Raw genomic sequence first — 20,792 nt, 5'->3', positions numbered from 1 at the left:
CCCCGGATCAGGACCAGCGGCCGGTGCGGCCGAGGAGCAGTGCCGTCGCCGCGGTTCCGGCGGTGGAGGTGCGCAGGACGGTACGGCCCAGACGGTACGCCTTCGCCCCCGCCTCCTCGAAGAGGGCCAGCTCCTCGGGGGACACCCCGCCCTCGGGGCCGACGACGAGTACGATCTCGCCCTCGGCGGGCAGCTCGGCCGTCGCCAGCGGCTCGCTGCCGTAGTCGCGTTCCTCGTGCAGTACGGCGGCGAAGTCGGCCCGCGCGAGCAGCGCCGCGACCTGCTTGGTCGTCGCCGCCTCCGCGACCTCGGGGAAGCGCACCCGGCGCGACTGCTTGCCGGCCTCGCGCGCGGTGGCCCGCCACTTGCCGAGGGCCTTGGCGCCCCGCTCGCCCTTCCACTGCGTGATGCACCGGGCGGCCGCCCACGGCACGATCGCGTCGACGCCGGTCTCGGTCATGGTCTCGACGGCGAGCTCGCCGCGGTCGCCCTTGGGAAGCGCTTGGACGACGGTGATACGGGGCCGCTCCTCCGGTTCCTCGGCCACGGCGCCGAGCTCCACCACGAGCCGGTCCTTGCCCTCGGCCGCCTTGACGACACCCTCGGCCCAGCGCCCGTGCCCGTCGGTCAGGACGACGTCCTCGCCGGGCCGCAGCCGCTTCACCGAGACGGCGTGCCGCCCCTCGGGCCCGTCGAGCACGTACTCGCCGCCGGCGGAACCGATGGTCCCGTCCAGCGACTCGACGACGAAGACCGGCGCGGTCATCGGCCGGCACCGCCTCGCGGGAACGCCGACAACGCTGTCAGGGCCGCGTCCAGTTCGGCGGCCAGCACCTCCACCAGTTGCCCGGCGGGCAGCTCGCGGGCCATGCGGTGCCCCTGCCCCGCCCACAGGGCCATGCCCTGCGGGTCGCCGGAGGCGGCGGCCTTCTTGCGCAGCGGCGAGGTGAGGTGGTGGATCTCGGGGTAGGCGGCGGGGGCGTACGGCCCGTGCTCGCGCATGAAGCGGTTGACGAGGCCGCGCGCGGGGCGACCGGAGAAGGCGCGGGTCAGCTCGGTCCGTACGAACAGGGGGTTGGTCAGCGCCTGCTTGTGCAGGGCGTTGGCGCCGGACTCCTGGGTGGCGAGGAAGGCGGTGCCGAGCTGGGCGGCGCTGGCACCGGCCGCGAGGGCGGCGGCGATCTGGCTGCCGCGCATGATGCCGCCGGCGGCGACGAGCGGCAGGCTCACGGTCTCGCGGACCTGGGCGACGAGGGAGAGCAGTCCGATGCCGGCGCCCTCGTTCTCGGGGTTGTCACGATGGGTGCCCTGGTGGCCGCCGGCCTCGACGCCCTGCACGATCACCGCGTCGGCGCCGGCCCGCTGCACGGCGAGGGCCTCGTCCGGGGTGGTGGCGGTGACGAGGGTGACGGTGCCGGCGCGGCGCAGGGACTCCAGGACGTCGCCGCTGGGCACGCCGAAGTGGAAGGAGACCACCGGCACCGGGTTGTCGAGCAGTACGGCGAGCTTGGCGTCGTAGCCGTCGTCGCGTCCGCTGTCGGGGTCCCCCAGCTCGACCTCGTACCAGGCGGCCTCACCGGCCAGTTGGTGTGAGTAGACATCGACGGCGGCGGCGTCGGCGTGCTCGGGCTGCGGCATGAACAGGTTGACGCCGAAGGGACGCTGGGTCAGCCCTCGCAACTGCTTGATCTCCTGGTACATCCCGTCGGCGGTCTTGTACCCGGCAGCGAGAAACCCCAGCCCACCGGAGTCGGACACCGCGGCGGCGAGCTGCGGCACGGAGACGCCGCCTGCCATGGGGGCCTGCACGATCGGATGGGGGAAGAGATCGGTCAGTGCGGAGGACATGACGGCATGTTGTCACGTCCTCCGAACAAGTCCGAATCGGGTGCACCGCTTGGTATGTGCCAGCAACAATCAGCCCGTCCGGCGTTTGAGGACGAGGCCCGTTCAGGGCCGAAGCGGGGGTCCGGGGGCGCAGCCCCCGGCTACGGCGAGCGACCCCCACCCACGGTCAGCGCCCGTTGAACGCGTCCTTCAGCCTGGAGAACAACCCTTGCTGCCCCGGCTGGAACTGCCCCTGCGGACGCTCCTCGCCGCGCAGCTTGGCCAGCTCGCGCAGCAGGCGCTCCTGCTCGGGGTCCAGCTTGGTCGGGGTCGTGACCTCGACGTGGACGACGAGATCGCCCCGGCCGCCGCCGCGCAGGTGGGTGACGCCCCGGCCGTGCAGCGGGATCGACTGGCCGGACTGGGTGCCCGGGCGGATGTCGACCTCCTCCAGGCCGTCCAGGGTCTCCAGCGGGACCTTCGTGCCGAGCGCCGCCGCCGTCATCGGGATCGTCACCGTGCAGTGCAGATCGTCGCCACGCCGCTGGAAGGTCGGGTGGGGCAGCTCATGGATCTCTACGTACAGGTCACCGGCGGGACCGCCACCGGGCCCGACCTCGCCCTCACCGGCGAGCTGGATCCGCGTGCCGTTGTCGACACCGGCCGGGATCTTGACGGTCAGGGTGCGACGGGAGCGTACCCGCCCGTCGCCGGCGCACTCGGGGCACGGCGTGGGCACCACGGTCCCGAAGCCCTGGCACTGCGGGCACGGCCGCGAGGTCATGACCTGGCCCAGGAAGGACCGCGTCACCTGCGACACCTCACCGCGACCGCGGCACATGTCACACGTCTGCGCGGAGGTGCCGGGCGCGGCCCCCTCACCGTTGCAGGTGTTGCAGACGACGGCCGTGTCGACCTGGATGTCCTTCGTCGTGCCGAAGGCCGCCTCGTCGAGTTCGACCTCCAGCCGGATCATCGCGTCCTGGCCGCGCCGGGTGCGCGAGCGCGGTCCGCGCTGGGACGCCGTACCGAAGAACGCGTCCATGATGTCCGAGAAGTTCCCGAACCCACCGGCCCCGAAGCCGCCCGCGCCGCCACCGGCGCCCTGCTGCGAGAGCGGGTCGCCGCCGAGGTCGTAGACCTGCTTCTTCTGCGGATCCGACAACACCTCGTAGGCGGCGTTGATCTCCTTGAACCGCTCCTGGGTCTTCGGATCCGGGTTGACGTCCGGGTGCAGCTCGCGCGCGAGCCGCCGGAAGGCCTTCTTGATCTCTTCCTGCGACGCGTCGCGACGCACGCCGAGCACGGCGTAGTAGTCCGTGGCCACTTACGACTCCGCCAGGATCTGTCCGACGTAACGTGCCACTGCGCGTACCGCTCCCATCGTTCCCGGGTAATCCATGCGGGTCGGTCCGACCACGCCGAGCTTGGCGACTGCCTCGCCGCCCGAACCGTAGCCCACCGACACGACGGACGTGGAGTTGAGTCCTTCGTAGGCGTTCTCGTGCCCGATGCGCACGGTCATGCCCGAATCCCCGGCCTCACCAAGCAACTTGAGGAGCACGACCTGCTCCTCCAGCGCCTCCAGGACAGGCCGGATGGTGAGGGGGAAGTCATGCCCGAAGCGGGTGAGATTGGCGGTGCCGCCGATCATCAGCCGCTCCTCGTTCTCCTCGACGAGCGTCTCCAGGAGGGTGGAGAGCACGGTCGAGACGGTGCCGCGGTCCTCGACGTCGAAGGCCTCGGCGAGGTCCTCGACGAGGCGCGGCACATCGGTGAAGCGCCGCCCCGCGACCTTGCTGTTGAGCCGTGCGCGCAGATCCGCGAGGGAGGCCTCGCCGAAGGGCGCCGGGCAGTCGACCATCCGCTGCTCGACCCGGCCGGTGTCCGTGATCAGTACGAGCATCACGCGCGCGGGCGCGAGCGAGAGCAGCTCGACATGGCGGACGGTGGACCGGGTCAGGGACGGGTACTGCACGACGGCGACCTGCCGGGTGAGCTGCGCGAGCAGCCGCACGGTCCGCGCCACCACGTCATCGAGGTCCACGGCGCCGTCGAGGAAGTTCTGGATGGCGCGCCGCTCGGGCGGGGTCATCGGCTTGACGGCGGCGAGCTTGTCGACGAACAGCCGGTAGCCCTTGTCGGTCGGGATGCGCCCGGCGCTGGTGTGCGGCTGGGCGATGAAGCCCTCGTCCTCCAGGGCCGCCATGTCGTTGCGCACGGTGGCCGGGGAGACACCGAGGTTGTGCCGCTCGGTCAGGGCCTTCGAGCCGACCGGCTCCTCGGTCCCGACGTAGTCCTGGACGATGGCGCGCAGTACCTGAAGCCTGCGTTCACTCAGCATCCCGCGCACACCTCCAGAACTCGTTCCCCTTGGCGCGTTTCCTGGCACTCTGTCCATCCGAGTGCCAGCCGTCCCCGGCCAGTGTACGGCGGTGGGGTACACCCCGGGCAAGGCCGGGCAGCACCGCCGTGCCCGACGGTGGTGTCCCAGCTAGCGTCGCCGTATGACGGTGACTTGGGAAGAGCTCGGGTGGGAGCGGCTGGCGGCCGGGGTGGGGCGGTGCCGGCTTCCGGGCTGGGACTGCACGGCGGGGCTGGTCGTCGGGGACGGCACCGCGCTGGTCGTGGACGCCGGGTCGAGCCTCGCGGAGGGCGCGAGGCTGCGTACACAGGCGCAGTGGCTCTCGGGTCGCCGTGTGACTCATCTCGCGCTGACGCATCCCCATTTCGATCACGTCTTCGGCGCGGCCGCCTTCGCGGGGGCGGAGGTGTACGGCCCGGTGGGCATGGACACGGTGCTGGAGGGCCGGCACGCGCGCGACGAGCTGCGCGGGGAGGCGGTGCGCGAGGGCCTGGACCCGACGGCGGCGGAGGAGGCGGTGGACGCCCTGGTCAGCCCCCACCACCAGGTCAGCGGCGAGTGGACCCTCGACCTGGGCGGCGGCCGGCAGGTCCTGCTGGCGAACGTGGGCCCGGCGCACACGGCTCACGACCTGGTCGTGCTGGTGCCGGGCGACCCCGAGGTCGTCTTCTGCGGGGACCTCGTGGAGGAGTCCGGCGAACCCCAGGCGGGCCCCGACGCCGTACCGTCGCACTGGCCGGCCGCCCTGGACCGCCTGCTGGACCTGGGCGGCGAGGACGCGCTGTACGTGCCCGGTCACGGAGCGGTGGTGGACGCGGCGTTCGTACGACGCCAGCGCGAGGAGCTGGCGTCCAGATTCGGCGTGTCGCAGTGACCGCGGGCGCGCTTCTCCTATCGTCGTCCGAATGCGCCAGTACTCCCCGGACCTGACCCCGCCCTGGAAGAAGCCCAAGCCCGTCCCCGAGGTACCGGCGGAGCCCGGCCTGGTCGTCGAGGAGCCCGGCACGGGGTTCTGCGGCGCGGTGATCCGCTGCGAGGCCGGCACGGTGACCCTGGAGGACCGCTTCGGCAAGCACCGGGTGTTCCCGCTGGAGCCGCGCGGGTTCCTGCTGGAGGGCAAGGCGGTGACCCTGGTCCGGCCGTCGGGCGCGGCTCCGGTACGTCCCACCCGTACGGCATCCGGTTCGGTGGCCGTCCCCGGCGCACGCGCGCGCGTGGCCCGCGCCGGCCGGATCTACGTGGAGGGCCGCCACGACGCCGAGCTGGTCGAGAAGGTGTGGGGCGACGACCTGCGCATCGAGGGCGTGGTGGTGGAGTACCTGGAGGGCGTCGACGACCTGCCGTCGATCGTGGCGGACTTCGCGCCGGGTCCCGATGCGCGGCTGGGGGTCCTGGTGGACCACTTGGTGCCGGGCACGAAGGAGTGGCGCATCGCCGAGTCGGTGACCAGCGAGCACGCCCTGGTGGTGGGCCACCCGTACATCGACATCTGGGAGGCGGTGAAGCCGTCGTCGCTGGGCATCGAGGCGTGGCCGCGGGTGCCGCGCGGGCAGGACTGGAAGACGGGGGTGTGCCGGGCGCTGGGGTGGCCGTCGGAGAACACCGGGGCGGTGTGGCAGGCGATTCTGGGGCGGGTGGGGTCTTACAGGGACCTTGAGCCGGAGTTGTTGGGGCGGGTGGAGGAGCTGATCGACTTCGTTACGGAAAGCGGTGGGGCCTGACGCCCTGGTAGGTACCGAACTCGCTGGTGTCCAGCTCGATTCCGAGGGGTTCCAAGGGCGTGAGATCTCCGAACTTGGTGATGCGCTGCCGTCGATAGTCCGCGTCCTCGCCGCTGCCCGTGGGCTCGGTCAGGAGAACAACCTGGGCCATGACGGGGTCGATGATCAGATAGGAGGGCACCTTTGCCGCCGCGTAGATCGAGCGCTTCACCCCGTAGTCGCGGTGAACACTGGTCTTGGAGACGACCTCCACCAACATGGTGATGACCTCGGACGGCATCAGCCTCCCGTGGTCCGGACCAGCGCCGCGCTCGATCACCACAAGGTCCGGCTGCGGCTCACTGGTCTCTTGGAGCATCGCGATGTCCTGAGTCTGAAGTCGGCTCCAGCGCCGCCGGGGAATCTGGTCCTGGACCGTCTCCACGATGTAGTTGTGGACCACGTCCGGCCCCGCCATCATCACGATTTCCCCCCGGAGGAGCTCCACTTTGAAGCCGTCGGGAACCTCAAGGTTCTCGAAGATCTTCACGATGCCGGTGGCCATCGGTCGGTCGTCCACAGCGGTCATCTCCGCAGTCCTCCGGTTTTCCGCCACCGTGTGCTTACGGCGGCAGCCTACGAACCAGGTTAGGGACCGAACCGTCGTTCCGCACCGATTCACTCGCCCGAGTGATCAATCCACCAAATCCCTGACCACCGCATCCGCCAGCAACCGCCCCCGAAGCGTCAGCACCGCGCGCCCCTCCTCGTACGGCCCGGCCTCCAGCAACCCCTCCCCCAGCGCCCGTCGAGAAGCCGCCAGCCCCTCCTCCCGCAGCAACTCCAGCCGCACCCCCTCCCGCAACCGCAGCTCCAGCAGGATCCGCTCGACCCTCCGGTCCTCCTCCGACAGCAGCTCCCGCCCCGCCCCCGGCGACCGCCCCGCCGCCAGCGCCGCCGCGTACGCGCCCGGATGCTTCACGTTCCACCAGCGCACCCCGCCCACGTGCGAGTGGGCTCCCGGACCCGCGCCCCACCAGTCGGCGCCCCGCCAGTACAGCTCGTTGTGCAGGCACCGCCCCGCCTGCGAGGTCGCCCAGTTGGAGACCTCGTACCAGTCGAAGCCCGCCTCGGCCAGCACCGACTCCGCGATCAGGTACCGGTCGGCGTGGACGTCGTCGTCGGTCATCGGGACCTCGCCCCGGCGGATGCGGCGGGCGAGCTGGGTGCCCTCCTCGACGATCAGGGCGTACGCGCTGATGTGGTCGGGACCGGCGCCGATCGCCGCCTGGAGCGAGGTCCGCCAGTCGTCGTCCGACTCGCCCGGGGTGCCGTAGATCAGGTCCAGGTTCACGTGCTCGAAGCCCGCCGCGCGGGCCTCCGCAACGCACGCCTGTGGACGTCCCGGTGTGTGGGTGCGGTCCAGGACCTTCAGCACATGCCGCTTGGCGCTCTGCATGCCGAAGGAGATCCGGTTGAAGCCACCGTCCCGCAGTGTGGAGAGATATTCCGGGTCCACCGACTCCGGGTTCGCCTCCGTCGTGATCTCCGCGTCCGGCGCCAGTGAGAACTCGTCACGGATCGCCCCCAGCATCCGTACGAGATCGTCGGCGGCCAGCAGCGTCGGCGTACCGCCGCCGACGAAGACCGTGCGGACCGGGCGCGGATCGTCGCCGAGGACCTTGCGCGCCAGGCGGATCTCGTCGATCAGCGTCTCGGCGTAGTTGTCGCGGGACGCCAGCACCCCGCCCGTGCCGCGCAGCTCGGTCGCCGTGTAGGTGTTGAAGTCGCAGTAGCCGCAGCGGGTCGCGCAGTACGGGACGTGCAGGTAGAAGCCGAGGGGGCGGTCGGCCGCGCCGGCGAGCGCGGTCGGCGGGAGCGCGCCGTCGGCCGGGACGGGCTCGCCGTCGGGGAGTGCGGAGGGCATGGGTTCTATTGTCCCGTACCTCATCCCGTACCTCGTCCCATACCTCGCGGGTCACTCGGCCTGCAGCACCAGCAGCGCCAGGTCGTCCTCGGGCGGACGCCCGCCGAACTCGTGCACCAGCCTGCGGATGCGTTCCGCGATGAGCTGGGCGTTCAGGCCCGCGCACCCGGCGAGCGCCGCCGCGAGGCCGTCGCCGTCGTCGAACTGGCGGGAGCCGCTGCGCCGCTCCGTCACCCCGTCCGTCACGCACAGCAGGGTGTCGCCGGAGCGCAGCTCGAAGGTCTCGCTGGTGTACGTCACGTCCTCGACGACCCCGAGGAGGGTCTGCGGCTGCGCGGCCGTGTGGACCTCGCCGTCCTCGCCGAGCAGCAGCGGCAGGGGGTGGCCGGCGGAGGCGAGGGTGCAGCGGATGCCGCCGTCGAAGGGGGTCAGTTCGCCGTAGAGCAGGGAGAGGAAGCGGGTCTGCGGGCCGTCGCCGGGGGCCGCCGGGCCGGCCAGGGCGCGGGCGGCGGCGTCGGCGGCCTCGGTGGCGTCGTCGAGGAGGAGCTGGTTGAGGCGGTCGAGGACGTCGGCGACGCGGTAGCCCTCGCGGGCGAGCAGCCGCAGCCAGGGCCGGGCGATGCCGATCACCACCGCGGCTTCCGGGCCCTTGCCCTGGACGTCCCCGATGGCGAAGCACCAGCGGCCGTCGCCGGCCGGGAACAGGTCGTAGAAGTCGCCGCTCGGGCCGCCCTTGTCGTACGGCTCGTAGACGAGGGCGCTGGCCACCCCGGGGATCTCCGCGACGGCGCCGGGCAGCAGTCCGCGTTGCAGGACCCGGCTGATGGTGGCCTGGCGGGCGTACTGGCGGGCCGCGCCGATGGCGAGGGCCACCCGGCGGCTGAGGTCCTCGACGAGTCCGGTGACCTCGTCGGGGAAGCGCACGAGGTCGGCCCGCCCGATGACGAGGGTGCCCAGCGGATGGCCGCCGGCGACCAGGCGGTAGGCGAGCGCGGTGCCGTGCGCCTGGCGGGCGCCGAGCGCCTCGCCGGGCCAGGGGTAGGGGACGGGCCCGGTGCGCTGGTTGTCGGGCGGCAGCGGCGGCTCCTTCTCCAGGGCGCGGCGCAGTTCCTCGATGAGGCTCTCCGAGCCGTGCCAGACGCGGGCGAGCCGGGGCCCGGTGCCCGCCGTGCCGTCCACGGCCCAGCCCGCCCCGCCCTGTGTGTCACCGGATCGGGGGTATCCCCAGCGCCCGGCGACCTCGTCCTCCAGCCACACCGCGCACCAGTCCGCCAGCCGCGGCACGATGAGCTGGCCGGCGAGCGCGGCGACAAGGTTCTCGTCGAGCTGCCCGGCGAGCAGGTCGGAGGCCTCGGCGAGGAAGGACAGGGCGCCCCGGTTGAGCCAGTCCCGGTCCCGCTCGGCGCGCTGGGGCTCCGGCGCGAGGATCTCGGCGACGCGCAGCCCGCGCTCCAGGGCGCGTTCCTCGGCGTAGGCCTCGATGTCGTCCTTGGCCGCCACCGGGTCCTCGGCGGGCAGCCGCGCCCACACGGTCTTGGCGCCGGTGCGGTAGGTGACGCCCCAGGACTCCGCGAGCCGGGACACCAGCCGCAGCCCGCGCCCGTACTCCGGTGTCTCGTACGGCGCCTCCAGCCCGCCGTCGCGCGGGGAGCGCGAGGGGTGGTGGTCCAGGACCTCGACGACCAGGGCGCCGTCGTCCTCCAGCCGGCAGGACAGCTCGACCTCGGTGCCGGCGTGCACGACGGCGTTGGTGACCAGTTCGCTGACGGCCACGACGGCGTCGTCGACGAGGCGGTCGGTGACGTGCTCGGTGCCGGGGAGTCCGGAGGCGGCCCAGTCGGCGAGGGCGGCGCGCACGAGGGTGCGGGCGGAGCCCGGGGAGAGCGGGCTGCCGGGCAGGGTGGTGCGGGCCTGCACGTGCCCGCCGTCCCGCGCAGGCGCATCACAGGCACGGGTGACGGTCTCCCGTTGCGCCGGAATGGCCCCCATGTACAGCTCCCCGAACGGTTCGGACGAATACGCCTCAGTCGACGCCGACAGAGTGACAGACTGGCCACGCCCATAAGCACCGAGTTACCGAAGTGGGCCGCCATGAGTGAGAACCGTGCTACGCGTGTGCTCGAAGAAGGACAGAAAGACGGTCAAATTCGAGCATCGGCGCTGCGCCCACTGCTGGCCGCGATGACGGCGGCCCGTGACGGCGACTTCCGCAGGCTCCCGGAGACGGGGGAGCCGGTCGTGGCCGAGCTGACCGCGGTCTTCAACCAGATCATGGACCGCAGCACCCACTTCAGCGGGGAAGTGCAACGCGTCAAAAGGGAGTTGATCCGGCACGGCAGGCTCGACGAGCGGCTTTCGGCGAGCCCGGGCCAGGGCATGTGGACGACCCGCGTCAACGACGTCAACCAGTTGCTCGACGCCCTGGCGGCCCCGGCGGCGAACGCGACGCGCGTGCTGGACGCGGTGGCCGGCGGCGACCTGACCCAGCGCGTCGATCTGCACGACGGCACCCGCCAGTTGCGCGGCGACCTGCGCCGCCTCGGCCGGGCCGTGAACAGGATGGTCGACCAGCTCTCCCTGTTCACCGGCGAGGTGACGAGGGTGGCCCGCGAGGTGGGCACCGAGGGCCGGCTCGGCGGCCGTGCCAAGGTGCGGGGGCTGTCGGGCAGTTGGCGGGACGTGACCGAGGCGGTCAACGCGATGGCGTCCCGGCTGACGGCCCAGGTGCGGGACATCGCGGCGGTGACGACGGCCGTGGCCCGCGGCGACCTCACCCGCACGGTCACCGTCGAGGCGACCGGCGAGCTGCTCGAACTGAAGCTGACCGTGAACACGATGGTCGACCAGCTCTCCGCCTTCGCCGACGAGGTGACGCGGGTCGCCCGCGAGGTCGGCACGGAAGGGCAACTGGGCGGGCGGGCCCAGGTGCGGGGCGTCAGCGGCGTATGGAAGGACCTGACCGACAACGTCAACTTCATGGCGTCGAACCTGACTTCGCAGGTCCGCAACATCGCCCAGGTCACCACCGCCGTCGCCAACGGCGACCTGAGCCAGAAGATCACCGTCGACGCCCGCGGCGAGATCCTCGAACTCAAGTCGACCGTCAACACGATGGTGGACCAGCTCTCCGCCTTCGCCGACGAGGTCACCAGGGTCGCCCGCGAGGTCGGCACCGAGGGAAACCTCGGCGGCCGGGCTCAGGTGCGAGGTGTGTCGGGGGTCTGGAAGGACCTCACCGACAACGTCAACTTCATGGCGGACAACCTCACCTCGCAGGTCCGCAACATCGCCCTCGTCTCCACCGCCGTCGCCCAGGGCGATCTCGGCAAGAAGATCACGGTCGAGGCGAAGGGCGAGATCCTGGAGCTGAAGTCGACCATCAACACCATGGTCGACCAGCTCTCGGCCTTCGCCGACGAGGTGACCAGGGTCGCCCGCGAGGTCGGCACCGACGGACGGCTCGGCGGCCAGGCCCAGGTGCGGGGCGTCTCGGGGGTCTGGAAGGACCTCACCGACAACGTCAACTACATGGCCGACAACCTCACCTCACAGGTCCGCAACATCGCCCAGGTCACCACCGCCGTCGCCAACGGCGACCTCTCCAAGAAGATCACGGTCGACGCCCGCGGCGAGATCCTCGAGCTGAAGGACACCGTCAACACGATGGTGCAGCAGCTGCGCGCCTTCGCCGACGAGGTGACGCGGGTCGCCCGCGAGGTCGGCACCGACGGCCGGCTGGGCGGCCGTGCGCAGGTGCGGGGCGTCTCGGGGGTCTGGAAGGACCTCACCGACAACGTCAACTACATGGCCGACAACCTCACCTCGCAGGTCCGCAACATCGCCCAGGTCACCACCGCCGTCGCCAACGGCGATCTCTCCAAGAAGATCGACGTGGACGCCCGCGGCGAGATCCTGGAGCTGAAGACCGCCATCAACACGATGGTCGACACCCTCTCCTCCTTCTCCTCCGAGGTCACCCGCGTGGCCCGCGAGGTCGGCAGCGAAGGCCAGCTCGGCGGCCAGGCGAGGGTCGAGGGCGTCTACGGCACCTGGAAGCGCCTGACGACCAACGTGAACGAACTCGCCCTCAATCTGACCACCCAGGTCCGCGCGATCGCCGAGGTCGCCTCCGCCGTGGCCCAGGGCGACATGTCCCGCTCGATCACGGTCGAGGCGCGCGGCGAGGTCGCCGAGCTGAAGGACAACATCAACCTGATGGTGGCCAACCTGCGCGAGACGACCCGCGCCAAGGACTGGCTGGAGTCCAACCTGACCCGCCTCGCCGCCCTGATGCAGGGCCACCGGGACCTGATGGAGGTCGCCGACCTGCTGCTGCGCGAGCTGACGCCGCTGGTGAACGCCCAGTACGGCGCGTTCTTCCTGGCCGACCCGGACGCCGAACACACCGCGGAGCCCTCGCTCCTGCCCGGCAAGGGGCTCGCGTTCATCGCCGGATACGGCTCGGCGGAGGCCTCCGTCGTCGAGGCGCCGGACAGCCCGGGGCACACCCTGATCCGCCAGGCCGCCCTGGAGAAGAAGCGGATCCTGGTGGAGGAGGTGCCGCCCGACTACGTCAAGATCGCCTCCGGGCTCGGGGCGGCGACGCCCGCGAGTGTCGTCATCATCCCGGTCCTCTTCGAGGACCGGCTCCTCGGCGTGATCGAGCTGGCGTCGTTCTCCGGCTTCTCCGACGTGCACCTGGCGTTCTTCGACCAGTTCGTGAACACCATCGCCGTCGCGATCAACACGATCATCGCCAACTCCCGTACGGAGTCCCTGCTCGGCGAGTCCCAGCGCCTGGCCAGGCAGCTCCAGGAGCGCTCGGACGAACTCCAGATGCAGCAGGCGGAGCTGCGGCGCTCCAACGCCGAGCTGGAGGAGAAGGCGGCGCTGCTGGCGACCAGCTCCCAGTACAAGTCGGAGTTCCTGGCGAACATGTCGCACGAGCTGCGCACGCCCCTGAACTCGTTGCTGATCCTGGCCCGTCTGCTCTCCGACAACCCGGACGGCCGCCTCTCCGACCAGGAGGTCCAGTTCGCGACGACGATCCACCGCTCGGGCTCGGACCTGCTGCAACTGATCAACGACATCCTGGACCTGTCGAAGATCGAGGCGGGCCGGATGGACGTACGCCCCAAGCGGCTGCCGCTGATCAAGCTCCTGGACTACGTCCACGCCACGTTCCGCCCGCTCACCCTGGACCGGGGGCTCGCCTTCGAGGTGTCGGTCGGCGAGGGCGTGCCGCGCGAGATGTACTCCGACGAGCAGCGCCTCCAGCAGATCCTGCGCAACCTCCTGTCCAACGCGATCAAGTTCACCGCGAAGGGCCGGGTCGAGCTGCGGGTGAGCCGGCTCCACGAGAGCGGCGAGGTGATCGCCTTCGCGGTGTCCGACACCGGCATCGGCATCGCCGCGGAGAAACTCCCCGTGATCTTCGAGGCGTTCCAGCAGGCCGACGGCACGACCAACCGCAAGTACGGCGGCACGGGCCTGGGCCTGTCCATCAGCCGGGAGATCGCGGGCCTGCTGGGCGGCCGTATCGTCGCCGAGAGCGAACTCGGCCAGGGCTCCACGTTCACGCTGTACGTCCCGGTCGTCAGCCCCGGTCACGCGGCGACCGGCCCGGCCTCCGAGAGCCGTCCGCTGCCGATGCCGCAGCAGCGGCCGGCCGAGCCGCCCCCGGCCGCCCAGGACGCGGAGGAGACCTGGCCGACGCCGACCAAGCTGGAGGCCTGGCAGACCGGCCGGGCCGGACGGGTGCTGCCGGGCCGGCGGGTGCTGATCGTGGACGACGACATCCGCAACGTCTTCGCGCTCACCCATGTGCTGGGCCGGGTCGGCATGCCGGTGCTGTACGCGGAGAACGGCCGCGAGGGCATCGAGATGCTGGAGCGCAACCCGGACGTGGAACTCGTCCTGATGGACATCATGATGCCGGAGATGGACGGCTACGAGACGATTTCCGTCATCCGCCGCACCCCGCGCTGGGCGCACCTGCCCATCGTCGCCCTGACCGCGAAGGCGATGCCCGCGGACCGGGAGAAGTCCATCGCGCGGGGCGCCAACGGCTACGTACCGAAGCCGGTGGACGTGGATCAACTGCTCACCGTCGTCCGCGACCTCCTGGACCCCGAGGGCGCGGACGGCACCCGAGAAGACGGGGCGACGGACGCCACCGAGGAGACGGCGCCGCGCCGAGGACTGAATGAGGCCGAATCACCATGATCGCTGAGGCAACGACCGACGAGCGTGCCGGCATCCTCCTGGTCGACGACATGGAGGACAACCTGATCGCGCTGGAGGCCGTCCTGGGGTCCCTCAACGAGCCGCTCGTCCGCGCGCGTTCGGGCGAGCAGGCCATGAAGGCGCTGCTGCGGCAACGCTTCGCCCTGGTCCTGCTCGACGTCCGGATGCCGGGCATGGACGGCTTCGAGACCGCCACGAACATCAAACGGCTCGACCAGACCAAGGACGTGCCGATCATCTTCCTGACCGGCGCGGACGACGACCCCGGCTACGCGTTCCGCGGTTACTCCACCGGGGCCGCCGACTATCTGACCAAGCCGTTCGATCCATGGGTGCTGCGCGCGAAGGTGACCGTGTTCCTGGACCTGTACCGCAAGAACAGGCAGCTCGAGCGCTTGCTGAGCCGCGAGCACAGCCACGGCAGGGAACTGAGCACCCGACTGGCGGCCCTGGAGGAACAGCTCTCCGAGGACACGCCCCCGAACCTGACGGACCTACGCGCGAGGGTGCACGAGATACGCCGTCTTGTCGGGTGAGGGTGCTCCTCCCGGCCCCACCCGGCCTACGCTTCGCGCGTACCCGCGTACATCTCCTCGATCAGATCCTTGTACTCCCGCTCCACCACGGGCCGCTTCAGCTTCAGGCTCGGCGTGATCTCACCGTGCTCGACATCGAGATCCCGGGGCAGCAGCCGGAACTTCTTGATGGTCTGCCACTTCTGCAGGCCCTCGTTGAGCTGCTTGACGTACCCCTCCACCATCGCCACGGTCGCCGGCGCGGCCACCACGTCGGCGTACGACTTGCCGCCGAGCCCGTTCTCCTCGGCCCATCCGAGGATCGCGGCCTCGTCCAGGGCGATGAGCGCGGTGCAGAAGTTCCGGTCGGCCCCGTGCACCAGGATGTTGGAGACGTACGGGCACACCGCCTTGAACTGGCCCTCGACCTCGGCGGGCGCGATGTACTTGCCGCCGGACGTCTTGATGAGGTCCTTCTTGCGGTCGGTGATGCGCAGGTAGCCGTCCGGGGACAGCTCGCCGATGTCACCGGTGTGGAACCAGCCGTCGGCCTCCAGCACCTCGGCGGTCTTGTCCGGCAGCCCGTGGTAGCCCTCCATGATGCCGGGACCCCGCAGCAGGATCTCCCCGTCATCGGCGATACGGACCTCCGTGCCGGGCAGCGGCTTGCCGACCGTGCCGGTGCGGTAGGCCTCGCCGGGGTTCACGAAGGAGGCGGCCGAGGACTCGGTCAGGCCGTAGCCCTCCAGGATGTGGATGCCGGCGCCGGCGAAGAAGTAGCCGATCTCCGGGGCGAGCGCGGCACTGCCGGACACGCACGCGCGCAGGTTGCCGCCGAAGGCCTCGCGGATCTTGGCGTACACCAGCGCGTCGGCGACCTTGTGCTTGGCGCCGAGGCCGAACGGCACGGAGTGGGTGCCGGTGCGCCGGAAGTTGTCCTGGGAGACCTTGGCGTACTCGCGGGCGACCCCGGCGGCCCACTGGAAGATCTTGTACTTGGCGCCGCCGCCCGCGCGGGCCTTGGCGGCGACCCCGTTGTAGACCTTCTCGAAGATGCGCGGGACGGCCGCCATGTACGTCGGCTGCACGACCGGCAGATTCTCGATGATCTTGTCGACACGGCCGTCGACGGCGGTGACGTGCCCGACCTCGATCTGGCCGGAGGTGAGCACCTTGCCGAAGACGTGCGCGAGCGGCAGCCACAGGTACTGCACGTCCTCGGCGCCGACCAGCCCGGTGGCGGCGATCGCCTTGGCCATGTACGCCCAGTTGTCGTGCGGCAGGCGCACGCCCTTGGGGCGGCCGGTGGTGCCGGAGGTGTAGATGAGGGTGGCGAGCTGGTCCTTGGTGATCGCGCCGACCCGCTCCTTGATCAGGTCGGCGTCCTTCTCCAGCCGGGCAGCGCCGCGCTTCTCCAGCTCGTCGAGGGTGAGGATCCAGTCGGCGGTCTCGACGCCGGCCGGGTCGATGACGACGACATGCGTGAGGTTCGGCAGCTCGGCGCGCTTCTCCCGCGCCTTGGCGAGCTGCGCCGCGTCCTCGGCGATCAGCACCCGGCTCTCGGAGTCGGAGAGGATGAACGCCGACTCCTCGGCGTTGGTCTGCGGATAGACGGTGGTCGTCGCGGCGCCGGCGCACATGATGCCCAGGTCGGCGAGGATCCACTCGATCCGGGTCGAGGAGGCGAGGGCGACGCGCTGCTCGGGCTGCACGCCCAGCTCGATGAGTCCGGCCGCGATGGCATGGACCCGCTCGGCGGCCTGCGCCCAGCTCAGCGACTTCCAGTCGTCCGGACCCGCACCGGAGGCCGCGGGCACCGGATAGCGGTAGGCCTCGGCGTCCGGCGTGGCGGTCACGCGGTCCAGGAAGAGGGTCGCCACGCTCGGCGGACGGTTCTCGATCAGTGTCTGTGTCTCGCTCACGACATCCTCCGGGGGCCCGCGACAGTGCGGCTGGCTCAATTGCGGCTGGCTTCACGCAGTAGCGTTTGTTTAACTCACGAGTAACTATCGAGCAGGGATCAGGGTAGAGCCCGACCGGCCGCCGCGTAAGGGGCTGCGGCCTGTTACTTCCTACAGAGAGCGACGCTACGCACGCGTAGGGGCCCACCGCACTTTGTACGGCGGGCCCCTGGTTGCGGCGATTTGCCGGGCAACGCTCCGTTACCGGCGGTTACTTCTTGCCCTTGCCCGACCCCGCGCTGTCATCACTGCTCAGTACGGCGATGAAGGCCTCCTGCGGAACCTCCACGGAACCCACCATCTTCATCCGCTTCTTGCCTTCCTTCTGCTTCTCCAGCAGCTTGCGCTTACGGGAGATGTCACCGCCGTAGCACTTGGCGAGGACGTCCTTGCGGATGGCGCGGATGGTCTCGCGGGCGATCACCCGGGAGCCGATGGCGGCCTGCACCGGCACCTCGAAGTTCTGCCTCGGGATCAGCTCCTTCAGCTTGGCGACGAGCCGCACGCCGTACGCGTACGCCTGCTCCTTGTGGGTGATCGCCGAGAAGGCGTCGACCTTGTCGCCGTGCAGCAGGATGTCGACCTTGACGAGGGAGCTGGACTGCTCGCCCGTGGGCTCGTAGTCCAGGGAGGCGTAGCCGCGCGTCTTGGACTTGAGCTGGTCGAAGAAGTCGAAGACGATCTCGGCGAGGGGGAGCGTGTAGCGGATCTCCACGCGGTCCTCGGAGAGGTAGTCCATGCCGAGCAGGGTGCCGCGGCGGGTCTGGCACAGCTCCATGATCGCGCCGATGAACTCGGTGGGCGCGAGGATCGTGGCCCGCACGACCGGCTCGTACACCTCTGCGATCTTCCCCTCGGGGAACTCGCTCGGGTTGGTGACGGTGACCTCCTCGCCGTCCTCCATGATCACGCGATAGACCACGTTGGGGGCGGTGGCGATCAGGTCGAGCCCGAACTCGCGCTCCAGGCGCTCGCGGATCACGTCGAGGTGGAGCAGGCCGAGGAAGCCGACACGGAAGCCGAAGCCGAGGGCGGCGGAGGTCTCCGGCTCGTAGACCAGCGCGGCGTCGTTGAGCTGGAGCTTGTCGAGGGCCTCGCGCAGCTCCGGGTAGTCGGAGCCGTCCAGCGGATACAGGCCGGAGAAGACCATCGGCTTGGGGTCCTTGTAGCCGCCGAGCGGCTCCGTGGCGCCCTTGTGCTGGCTGGTGACGGTGTCACCGACCTTGGACTGGCGGACGTCCTTCACACCGGTGATCAGATAGCCCACCTCGCCGACGCCGAGGCCGTCGGCCGGCAGCATCTCCGGCGAGTTCGTCCCGATCTCCAGCAGCTCGTGGGTGGCGCCTGTCGACATCATCCTGATGCGCTCGCGCTTGTTGAGCTGTCCGTCGATGACACGCACGTACGTCACGACACCGCGGTAGGAGTCGTAGACGGAGTCGAAGATCATCGCGCGGGCGGGGGCGTCCTTGACGCCGACCGGGGCCGGGATCTCGGCGACGACTTTGTCGAGCAGCGCCTCGACACCGAGTCCGGTCTTGGCGGAGACCTTGAGCACGTCGTCGGGGTCGCAGCCGACGAGGTTGGCGAGCTCCTCGGCGAACTTCTCGGGCTGCGCGGCCGGCAGGTCGATCTTGTTCAGTACGGGGATGATCGTGAGGTCGTTCTCCATCGCCAGGTAGAGGTTGGCGAGGGTCTGGGCCTCGATGCCCTGGGCGGCGTCGACGAGGAGGATGGTGCCCTCGCAGGCGGCGAGCGACCGTGAGACCTCGTAGGTGAAGTCGACGTGCCCCGGGGTGTCGATCATGTTGAGGATGTGCGTGGTGCCGGGGTCGTGGGTCGGAGCCCACGGCAGACGCACCGCCTGGGACTTGATCGTGATGCCGCGCTCACGCTCGATGTCCATCCGGTCGAGGTACTGAGCACGCATCTGCCGCTGCTCGACCACACCGGTGAGCTGGAGCATCCGGTCGGCGAGCGTGGACTTGCCGTGGTCGATGTGCGCGATGATGCAGAAATTGCGGATCCGAGCCGGGTCGGTACGGCTCGGCTCGGGCACATTGTTAGGGGTCGCGGGCACGCAGGGTCCTGTCTCTTGAGGCGCCTTATGCCTCGGGTCGGATCGATACGTAGCTTCCATGGTCCCATGGGCGGCGACCGGGGACCGTTTTGGGCCGTCGGCCGGGCCGCTGGTAGTCTGGGTGGCTGTGCCTCATGCCCTCTCAGGCGAGGCGCACCCCGAAGAAATCACCCGGTACAGGTCCCGTGCGGCTCCCGTGCGGCCCGGTGCCAGAACCTGAAAAGGCTCAATCAGTGGCGAACATCAAGTCCCAGATCAAGCGGATCAAGACCAACGAGAAGGCCCGGCTGCGCAACAAGGCCGTCAAGTCCTCCCTGAAGACCGCGATCCGCAAGGCCCGTGAGGCCGCTGCCGCGGGTGACGTCGAGAAGGCCACCGAGTACCAGCGCGCTGCCGCGCGTCAGCTCGACAAGGCCGTCTCCAAGGGCGTCATCCACAAGAACCAGGCCGCCAACAAGAAGTCGGCGCTCGCTTCGAAGGTCGCGTCCCTCAAGGGCTGACACCCTGTCGATCTGATCGCCGGAAGGACCCAGGGCGGGCCCTCTCTCATCCGCTCCCGACCGGCACCCCCGAGCCTGTACGCGGCCTGCGTTCGCCACGCGGGTACGGGCTCAGCAGCCTGAACCGAAGGCCCCGGCACCCTGCCCTTCCCCAGGGCGGGTGCCGGGGCCTTCGGCGTGCGGCGGTGTCAGCTCCAGAAGTCGTTGCTCTGGTCGACGTCCTCGATGCACTCATCGATGTCGGTCATCTTGTCCCCGACGATCCGGAAGACGAGGGCTTCGGTCTCGTCGAGATGCTTGCCGCCTCGATCGGCCTGGAAGCGGTGCACGGCGACCGCGTGCCCGCGACCGTCGACGAGGATGTCACGCAGGTCGACCTGGATCGTGTTGTCGGTCTCCTCGTAGAGCCGGCGGTACATGTCGATACACGCGTCCTGCCCCTTGAAGTCGCCCGACAGCGGGTGGCTTCCGGGCACATGGTGCGTGCAGTCCCCTGTCATCAGCCCGCGCAGGGCGTCCATGTCACCCCGCGTGAAGGCTTCGTAGCCCTTGCGGACGAGAGTTGCGTGCGGGTGCTCAGCCATGACCGATCGCCACCTTCCCTGCTGTCCGGCGATATGCGGCTGATACGCCCGATTCTCCTCTCTCGCCCCTAGCCGCGCCCCCTGGAGCGGGCCGCCCGCGCGATCGTCACGACCGCCTTCTCCAGGGCGTACTCCGGATCGTCCCCGCCGCCCTTCACCCCGGCGTCGGCCGCGGCGACCGCCCGCAGCGCGACCGCGACCCCGTCGGGCGTCCAGCCGCGCATCTGCTGGCGGACCCGGTCGATCTTCCACGGCGGCATGCCCAGCTCGCGCGCCAGGTCGGCGGGGCGCCCGCCGCGCGCGGAGGACAGCTTGCCGATGGCCCGCACGCCCTGGGCGAGCGCGCTGGTGATCAGGACGGGCGCCACGCCCGTCGCCAGCGACCACCTCAGCGCCTCCAGCGCCTCCGCCGTCCGTCCCTCGACCGCGCGGTCGGCGACGGTGAAGCTGGACGCCTCGGCGCGGCCGGTGTAGTACCGCCCGACGACGGCCTCGTCGATGGTCCCCTCGACGTCGGCGACCAACTGGCTCACCGCGGACGCCAGCTCGCGCAGATCGCTCCCGATGGCGTCCACCAGCGCCTGGCAGGCCTCGGGCGTCGCGGAGCGGCCGGTCGTGCGGAACTCGCTCCTGACGAACGCCAGCCGGTCCGCCGGCTTGGTCATCTTCGGGCACGCCACCTCCCGCGCCCCCGCCTTGCGCGCGGCGTCGAGCAGCTTCTTGCCCTTGGCCCCGCCGGCGTGCACCAGCACCAGCGTGATCTCCTCGGCGGGCGAGGCGAGATACGCCGTCACGTCCTTGACCGTGTCGGCCGCCAGGTCCTGCGCCGCCCGTACGACCACGACCTTGCGCTCCGCGAACAGCGAGGGGCTGGTCAACTCGGCCAGCGTGCCCGGCTGCAACTGGTCCGGGGTCAGCTCCCGCACATCCGTGTCGGCGTCGGCGGCCCTGGCGGCGACCACCACCTCCCGCACGGCACGGTCGAGCAGCAGCTCCTCCTGACCCACGGCGAGGGTCACGGGGGCTAGGGGATCGTCGTTCGCACTCTTCCTGGCCATCGCGACAAGCATGGCACGCGCCACTGACA

General features: G+C 70.6%; 16 protein-coding genes. 5 read left to right on the top strand and 11 right to left on the bottom strand.

What is annotated here, in order from left to right; translation table 11 throughout:
* Positions 1-7: 7 nt before the first annotated feature.
* The 4 genes from ACP4J3_RS39195 to hrcA all read right to left on the bottom strand — a co-directional run bounded on the left by ACP4J3_RS39195 (position 8) and on the right by hrcA (position 4,171).
* Complete coding sequence (locus ACP4J3_RS39195; RefSeq protein WP_426541109.1) at positions 8-766, bottom strand: 16S rRNA (uracil(1498)-N(3))-methyltransferase; 759 nt, start codon at positions 764-766, stop codon at positions 8-10.
* Positions 763-1,848 carry a nitronate monooxygenase gene (locus ACP4J3_RS39190; protein WP_426541108.1) on the bottom strand — a complete coding sequence of 362 codons (1,086 nt, stop codon included), beginning with the start codon at positions 1,846-1,848 and terminating at the stop codon, positions 763-765. Before ACP4J3_RS39190 ends, ACP4J3_RS39195 begins: the two co-directional genes overlap by 4 nt.
* Before the next feature lie 166 nt (positions 1,849-2,014).
* On the bottom strand, positions 2,015-3,154 hold the full coding sequence (gene dnaJ / locus ACP4J3_RS39185; protein WP_426541107.1) for a molecular chaperone DnaJ: 1,140 nt from the start codon (positions 3,152-3,154) through the stop codon (positions 2,015-2,017).
* A complete protein-coding gene (gene hrcA / locus ACP4J3_RS39180; protein ID WP_426541106.1) occupies positions 3,155-4,171 on the bottom strand; it encodes a heat-inducible transcriptional repressor HrcA in 1,017 nt (338 codons plus the stop codon).
* A gap of 163 nt (positions 4,172-4,334) precedes the next feature.
* Here hrcA and ACP4J3_RS39175 point away from each other — a divergent pair, with 163 nt between their 5' ends.
* Both ACP4J3_RS39175 and ACP4J3_RS39170 read left to right on the top strand, forming a co-directional pair.
* Complete coding sequence (locus ACP4J3_RS39175) at positions 4,335-5,066, top strand: MBL fold metallo-hydrolase (protein WP_426541105.1); 732 nt, start codon at positions 4,335-4,337, stop codon at positions 5,064-5,066.
* A 31-nt stretch (positions 5,067-5,097) separates the two neighbouring features.
* On the top strand, positions 5,098-5,913 hold the full coding sequence (locus ACP4J3_RS39170; protein WP_426541104.1) for a DUF3097 domain-containing protein: 816 nt from the start codon (positions 5,098-5,100) through the stop codon (positions 5,911-5,913).
* On the opposite strand, the gene ACP4J3_RS39165 is transcribed toward ACP4J3_RS39170, so the two are convergent.
* The 3 genes from ACP4J3_RS39165 to ACP4J3_RS39155 form a co-directional block, all read right to left on the bottom strand.
* Positions 5,891-6,481 (bottom strand): Uma2 family endonuclease, encoded by a 591-nt coding sequence (locus ACP4J3_RS39165; protein ID WP_426541103.1) that lies wholly within the window; start codon positions 6,479-6,481, stop codon positions 5,891-5,893. The genes ACP4J3_RS39170 and ACP4J3_RS39165 overlap by 23 nt on opposite strands.
* Before the next feature lie 105 nt (positions 6,482-6,586).
* The gene (hemW, locus tag ACP4J3_RS39160) at positions 6,587-7,819 is read right to left on the bottom strand and encodes a radical SAM family heme chaperone HemW (RefSeq protein WP_426541102.1); all 1,233 of its coding nucleotides are present in this window, start codon (positions 7,817-7,819) and stop codon (positions 6,587-6,589) included.
* 51 nt (positions 7,820-7,870) lie between these two features.
* Positions 7,871-9,808: a SpoIIE family protein phosphatase gene (locus tag ACP4J3_RS39155; protein WP_426541101.1), complete on the bottom strand. Its 1,938-nt coding sequence runs from the start codon at positions 9,806-9,808 to the stop codon at positions 7,871-7,873.
* A 192-nt stretch (positions 9,809-10,000) separates the two neighbouring features.
* On the opposite strand from ACP4J3_RS39155, the gene ACP4J3_RS39150 reads away from it, so the two are divergent.
* The gene (locus ACP4J3_RS39150) at positions 10,001-14,044 is read left to right on the top strand and encodes a HAMP domain-containing protein (RefSeq protein ID WP_426541100.1); all 4,044 of its coding nucleotides are present in this window, start codon (positions 10,001-10,003) and stop codon (positions 14,042-14,044) included.
* Entirely contained in the window at positions 14,041-14,601 is a 561-nt protein-coding gene (locus ACP4J3_RS39145; RefSeq protein WP_426541099.1) for a response regulator, read from the top strand. The genes ACP4J3_RS39150 and ACP4J3_RS39145 overlap by 4 nt, the downstream gene beginning before the upstream one ends.
* Positions 14,602-14,627: 26 nt before the next feature.
* On the opposite strand, the gene ACP4J3_RS39140 is transcribed toward ACP4J3_RS39145, so the two are convergent.
* Positions 14,628-16,502 (bottom strand): AMP-dependent synthetase/ligase, encoded by a 1,875-nt coding sequence (locus tag ACP4J3_RS39140; RefSeq protein ID WP_426541098.1) that lies wholly within the window; start codon positions 16,500-16,502, stop codon positions 14,628-14,630.
* A gap of 250 nt (positions 16,503-16,752) precedes the next feature.
* Entirely contained in the window at positions 16,753-18,621 is a 1,869-nt protein-coding gene (lepA, locus tag ACP4J3_RS39135; RefSeq protein ID WP_426541097.1) for a translation elongation factor 4, read from the bottom strand.
* A gap of 233 nt (positions 18,622-18,854) precedes the next feature.
* Between lepA and rpsT the strand changes: the two genes are divergently transcribed.
* A complete protein-coding gene (gene rpsT / locus ACP4J3_RS39130) occupies positions 18,855-19,121 on the top strand; it encodes a 30S ribosomal protein S20 (protein WP_015660447.1) in 267 nt (88 codons plus the stop codon).
* Positions 19,122-19,309: 188 nt separating this feature from the next.
* Here the strand turns inward: rpsT and ACP4J3_RS39125 are convergent, their stop codons facing one another.
* A complete protein-coding gene (locus ACP4J3_RS39125; RefSeq protein ID WP_426541096.1) occupies positions 19,310-19,705 on the bottom strand; it encodes a nuclear transport factor 2 family protein in 396 nt (131 codons plus the stop codon).
* A gap of 68 nt (positions 19,706-19,773) precedes the next feature.
* Entirely contained in the window at positions 19,774-20,763 is a 990-nt protein-coding gene (holA, locus tag ACP4J3_RS39120) for a DNA polymerase III subunit delta (protein WP_426541095.1), read from the bottom strand.
* Positions 20,764-20,792 lie beyond the last annotated feature (29 nt).

Origin of the sequence: Streptomyces sp. UG1, from assembly GCF_049974585.1 — a bacterium.
Taxonomy (GTDB): domain Bacteria; phylum Actinomycetota; class Actinomycetes; order Streptomycetales; family Streptomycetaceae; genus Streptomyces.
The sequence above is the reverse complement of the archived record's forward strand: the minus strand, read 5'-3'. Positions and strand labels throughout refer to the sequence as shown.